Genomic DNA, 5,750 nt, shown 5'->3' with positions numbered 1-5,750 from the left:
GGGTTAATCGTGAAAAATCGGCAGGACGCTCATCGCTCCCCCACGGGCTTGATGTCCCAGAGGCACTTCGAACTGTCATGCCGAGCCAAATGAATCTTACATAAAATGTACGTTCCATCGGGCAAAATGAAACATACAAGGAGCTCTCGTTCAAAAAGAAGGGACTTATGCGCCCCCCTTTGCAAAAGTGGGGCTGAGGGGATTTGCCCAAACGATATCGGCGATCTGCCCCGCGAATGACGTGTCGCACCGCAAACGATAAGTGTAGGCGTGCTCGGAGGCAGTCAGCGGCTGGAGTTTTTGCATCTGTGCTTCGAGCACTTCCTCATCCGCTTCCGAAATATCCCCGCCTTGAGCGGCGCGTTCACGCAGATAGCGGCGCAGCGTGGGTGCATCGCATTCGATGAATAGGATATGGAACGGGCAACCCAAGTTTTGGGCCAGTTGCACGAAGGCTGCGCGCTGGCTTTCCTTGAGGAAGGTGGCATCGATAATCATCGGCCAGCCGGCCTTCAGACCGAGTCGGGCGACATCGGCCAGATGGCCGTAGACATACTCGGTCGCCGCCGGCGTGTAGCGCAAGGCGCGCTCGGGGAAGTGACGCAGCCGCTCGGCATCTGAACGTACCCGCACGGCGCCCAATGACTGCACCAACTCCATCGCCGCCAGTGATTTCCCGCTGCCGGAGAAGCCGACTGTAATCCAGAGTGATGCCTCGGTCGGTGCCAGGAATTGTTCGGCCAGATCGGCATAACGCCGGAAGGTGGCCCACTGCTCGGCCTGCTCCTCGGCGCTCATGTCCGGGCGAATGCCGAATAGTGCGATTTTGGCGCGCACCATGGCGCGGTAGGCCGCGTAGAAGCGGATGAGCGGCAGGGCTTCGTAATCCCCGCTGGATTCGAGGTAGACGCTCAGCAAACGACGCGCGGCGCCGTAAAACTGTCGATCGGTCAAATCCATCAGCAGGAACGCCAGATCGTTGGCCGTATCGCTCCAGCGGAAATCTTCGTTGAATTCGATCCCGTCGAAAATCATCACCTTGCCATTGATCCGGGCGATGTTCCCCAGGTGCATGTCGCCGTGCCCCTCACGCACGTGGCCGGAACGCTTGCGCGCCGCGATGGTGGGCTTGAGCGCCAGAAAGGCCGCTTCACTCGCCGATTCGACACGATCGATCTGGGTTTTGTCGGCATCGTCGGTCAAAAAGCCGCGAATCTGCTCGAAATTCTGGTTAATGGGAAAATACACCGTTTCAGGTGTGCCGAAGCGGCTATCCTCGGGCGCAATGGCTGCGTTCTGGTGGAATTGATCGATTTGTCGGGCCAGATCATCGATCAAGGCATCGTCCAAACCGTGAGTCTGAGCGTAATTATCCAGACGGTCGCTTTGATCGAAACGGCGCATATGCACAACAGGTTCGGTTTGCGTGTTGGCTGTTTGGACCAGTCGTCCATCCGCATCTAGCCCGACCACGCCCAGGTACAGTTCGGGCGCGAGCCGCCGGTTCAGGCGGATTTCCTCACTGCAGAAAAACCGCCGCTGGTCGCGGTCGGTGAAATCAAGAAAGCCGAAATCCATGGGTTTTTTGATCTTGTATGCGTGCGGACCGGCCAGCAACACGTGGGAAATATGGGTTTGCAAATGCACGACCTCGCCATATTGATCATGTAGATGGCGTTTGAATTGTTCCAGAGGTAGCGCATTCGTAACAGGGGTATTCATAACGATGTATTCCTTGCGATATTACTATATTAAAAATTAAAAGCGTTTGGGCATAAAAGCACTGAATCAGCGCGAACAAATCGACGAACCTGCCGTTCGACCAACCCGTTCAGGTCACGTGACGCATCGAACGATGATCGCGGTTTTTAGTCACGGTTTTTCAGGGGCACCCTTCATGCCAGATGCTGTTAAACTGTTTACTAATTATGGTTCTAGTGTATCAGTGTGGGTGAGCCCGGTGGCGCAAACAAAAAAATCAGCTCGACCAGCCCAAAAAACCACAACCCGCAAAGGTTCTACCGGTAATAAAACAGCCAACAAAAGCACTTCAATTGGAGCTCGCGTGGGTCGCTTAAGCCTGCCTGGTCTTTTCTGGCGCATCGTGATTATCGCTCTGCTGGTTCTCACCGCGCTGATGAGCATCTGGGCGTATTTTCTGAATCAACGCGTCGTCGATCGCTTTTCCGGCACGCTCTGGAAGCTGCCCGCCACGGTTTATGCGGCGCCACAGGAAATTTATGTCGGCCAGCATCTCTCGCCCGGCGAGCTGGTGGATGAACTCACCAATCTGCATTATCGCGACCGCGACACACTCACCGAAACCGGCACCTATAATCGAGTCGGCAACGAAATTCGCCTGCACCGCAGGGCATTCAATTTCCCGGACGGCAACGAACCGGATAAGCAGATTCGGGTTCAATTCGTCGGTGACCAGGTCAAGGCAGTCAACGACGACAAGGGTACCAACGTCGGCATCATTCGCCTGGAACCGATGACGATCGGCCAGCTTTACCCGGATATCAATGAAGACCGTGTGCTGCTCAACGTTGAACAGGTACAGAAAGACGCGCCGCTGCTGATCAAAACGCTCATCACAGTCGAAGACCGGGATTTCTATCATCATCACGGCGTAGTGCCGAGCGCCGTATTTCGCGCGCTGCTGGTCAATATTGTCAGCGGTCACAAAGTGCAAGGTGGCAGCACCATCACCCAGCAACTGGCCAAAAATCTGTTCCTTACGCCCAAGCGAACCTACAAGCGTAAGCTCGAAGAGATGATCATGGCGCTGGAAATGGAATGGCACTACTCCAAGGACAAGATCCTCGAAGGCTATCTGAATGAGGTCTATCTCGGCCAGGACGGTAGCCGCGCCATTCACGGCTTCGGGCTGGCCGCGCGTTATTATTTCGGTCGGCCGGTCGATGAACTGCGACCGGAAGAAATCGCCCTGCTCGTCGGCATGGTAAAAGGCGCATCCTACTACAACCCTCGCCGCAGCCCTGAGCGCGCCAAGGATCGTCGCGATACGGTGATCGACCTGATGGCGGACAACGGTCTGATCACCCCGACCGAAGCGGGCGAACTCAAACAAAAACCACTGGGCGTGCTCAAGGAAAAAGGCACGACGTCACCCCATCCAGCGTTTCTGGATCTGGTGCAGCGGCAGCTATCGCAGCAATACAACCCGGAAGACCTCAAAACCAAAGGATTGCGGATTTTCACCACCATGCAGCCCCGCGCGCAGGATGCGCTTGAACACTCGGTCACAGCGCTGGATGCGATAGAAAAAGGCCGCCATTACAAGCCGGATACGCTGGAAACCGCAGGTATTATCACCTCGATCGGTACAGGTGAAGTCGAAGCATTGATCGGTGGGCGCGATCCCGCTTATGAGGGCTATAACCGAGCACTGGACGCTCAGCGACAGATCGGCTCGTTGATCAAACCAGTGATTTATCTCGCCGCCCTGTCCGCCCCGGCCAAATACTCGTTGATTACCCCGCTGGACGACAGCCCGTTGACCGTCGATCAACCAGGCTCAAAACCCTGGAAACCGGAAAACTACGACCGCAAGTTCCTCGGGCCCACTCCGTTATATACCGATCTGGCCGAGTCACGCAATGTGCCGAGCATCCGGCTGGGTCTGGATGTCGGCCTGCCGACCGTGTCCGATACCCTCCATCGCCTGGGCGGGCCGGAAATCAAGCCGTTCTACCCTTCGATGCTGCTCGGCTCGATGACCATGAGTCCGTTCAATGTCGCCCAAATTTACCAGACACTCTCCTCCGATGGCTTCTACAGCCCGTTGCGCGCCATTCGCAGCGTGGTGGACGCCGAGGGCAAACCACTGTCACGCTATCCGCTGACCGTCAAGAAGGTGGCTGATCCCGATGCACTTTATCTGCTGCAATACGCCATGCAGGGCGTCGTAAATAACGGTACGGCGCATAATCTGAACAAGACCATTCCGGCTTCCGTGGGCGTAGCAGGCAAGACTGGCACCACCAACGACAGCCGAGATGCCTGGTTCGCTGGCTTTACGGGCAATCGGGTCGGGGTAATTTGGGTCGGTCGCGATGACGACAAGCCCACCAGCCTGACCGGTGCCAGCGGTGCATTACCGTTATGGGCATCGGCATTCAAACCGCTGTACAACAAGCCACGGGACATGACGCCGCCCAAAGGGATCGATTTCGTCAATGTCGATGTGGCGCAGCAGGCGCGCGTTCCCAGCCAGTGCCCAGGCATCCTGATGCCATTTGTGAGCGGTTTCGAACCCAAGACCATTCTCGATTGCAATGGTGATTCGACCGGTTCGGGGAACACCGATCAGGGCGGCGGTGCACATGTCAATCCGCTCACCCCCATTTTGAATTTGTTCCGATAACGGGGTAAGACAAACTTGCTTACCAATACTCGCTAACCATTGATCGAAACAACACCCAGGAAACACTCAGGAAACACCCATGCCGACCACTATGCAGACAAGATACCAAGCCCACGCACTCAAAATGGGTGCCGTCACCCTTCTAGCCATCACCGTTGCGATGCTGGCTGGTTGTGCCGTTACGCCCCCGCCTCGCCCAAGCATGGTCATTAAGCAACCCCCAGTTCCACCCTCCGTGCAGGCACACCCACTGAACATGCCTCGATTGCAGGAACAAACGCTGCCGCGATCGAATAGCAACACGGCACCCAACGCATCAGCCCAAGCCACCCCGACAGCCAGTGCACCGGCTGTCCTGGCACTGGTCTCTCGCGCCGAGACACAAACGCAGTCCGGTGACTTTGGCGGGGCCGAGGCCACACTGGAACGAGCAGTCCAGATTCAACCGCACAACGCCCGACTCTGGCTTGATTTCGCTCAACTGCGACTGGCCCAGCAGCAGCCGGCACAGGCCGAACAGTTCGCCCTTCGCGCCGTGCAATACGCTCAAAGCAATCGGGAAGTCAGTGCCGCCTGGCAGATGGTCGCCAAGACCCGCGAGGCGCAGGGTGATACCAAAGGTGCCGCCGAGGCCCGCCGCAAGGCCGGTTTCGTGCCCGGTCAGACTCAAGGCTGATGAACGAAGAAAAAACGCACTGGCTTGAGGCCCCGCGTACCCTTCGAGGATAAATCCTGTGAACACGGAATCGGCAGACACACTGTCCACGACACCTGCGCCTTCAAAGCCAAGCACGCTGCAGGACGTCTTTGGCGAAAGCGGGGTACTTGCCGCAGCGTTCAGTGGTTATCAGCCGCGCGCGGGCCAGTTGCAAATGGCCGAGATCATCCGCGACGCCATCACCGATTCCCGAACGGTCGTGATCGAAGCAGGCACCGGGGTGGGCAAGACCTTCGGCTATCTCGCCCCGATTCTGCTCGCCGGACGCAAGGCGATCGTGTCCACCGGCACCAAGCATTTGCAGGATCAGATTTTCAGCCGCGACTTGCCTCAAATCAAGCAACTGATGGGTTCAACCACGCGCACGGCCCTGCTCAAAGGACGCTCAAACTACCTGTGCCTGCACCGACTGGAACGCGCGATGAGCGAAGGTCGGCTCAAAAGCCCGGACTGGGTCACGGCGCTGCACACCATCAAGGGCTGGAGCACGCGCACACGCGACGGCGATATTGCCCATTGCGATGCCGTCAGCGAAGAACACGGCATCTGGCCTCTGGTTACCTCCACCAACGAAAACTGTCTCGGCAAGGAATGCCCCGTCTTCGACGATTGCTTTGTGGTCAAAGCCCGCGAGGCAGCGCA

At 57.3% G+C, this 5,750-nt stretch carries 4 protein-coding genes; 3 read left to right on the top strand and 1 reads right to left on the bottom strand.

All coding sequences use genetic code 11. The features are described 5' to 3' along the window. Positions 1-165 precede the first annotated feature (165 nt). On the bottom strand, positions 166-1,722 hold the full coding sequence (locus tag M7R55_RS07785; protein WP_298219851.1) for a bifunctional aminoglycoside phosphotransferase/ATP-binding protein: 1,557 nt from the start codon (positions 1,720-1,722) through the stop codon (positions 166-168). A 343-nt stretch (positions 1,723-2,065) separates the two neighbouring features. Between M7R55_RS07785 and mrcB the strand changes: the two genes are divergently transcribed. The 3 genes from mrcB to M7R55_RS07770 form a co-directional block, all read left to right on the top strand. After that, positions 2,066-4,390 carry a penicillin-binding protein 1B gene (mrcB, locus tag M7R55_RS07780; protein WP_298219850.1) on the top strand — a complete coding sequence of 775 codons (2,325 nt, stop codon included), beginning with the start codon at positions 2,066-2,068 and terminating at the stop codon, positions 4,388-4,390. Positions 4,391-4,469: 79 nt separating this feature from the next. Next, positions 4,470-5,066, top strand: coding sequence for a tetratricopeptide repeat protein (locus M7R55_RS07775; RefSeq protein ID WP_298219849.1), 597 nt, complete (start codon positions 4,470-4,472; stop codon positions 5,064-5,066). A 58-nt stretch (positions 5,067-5,124) separates the two neighbouring features. Next, positions 5,125-5,750, top strand: a 626-nt coding sequence (locus M7R55_RS07770; RefSeq protein ID WP_366881173.1) for a DEAD/DEAH box helicase, incomplete at its 3' end; no start/stop codon positions are given.

It is taken from the genome of Halothiobacillus sp. (assembly GCF_027346185.1).
In the GTDB taxonomy this organism is placed as follows: domain Bacteria; phylum Pseudomonadota; class Gammaproteobacteria; order Halothiobacillales; family Halothiobacillaceae; genus Halothiobacillus.
This window is presented reverse-complemented; position numbering and strand designations above follow the sequence as displayed.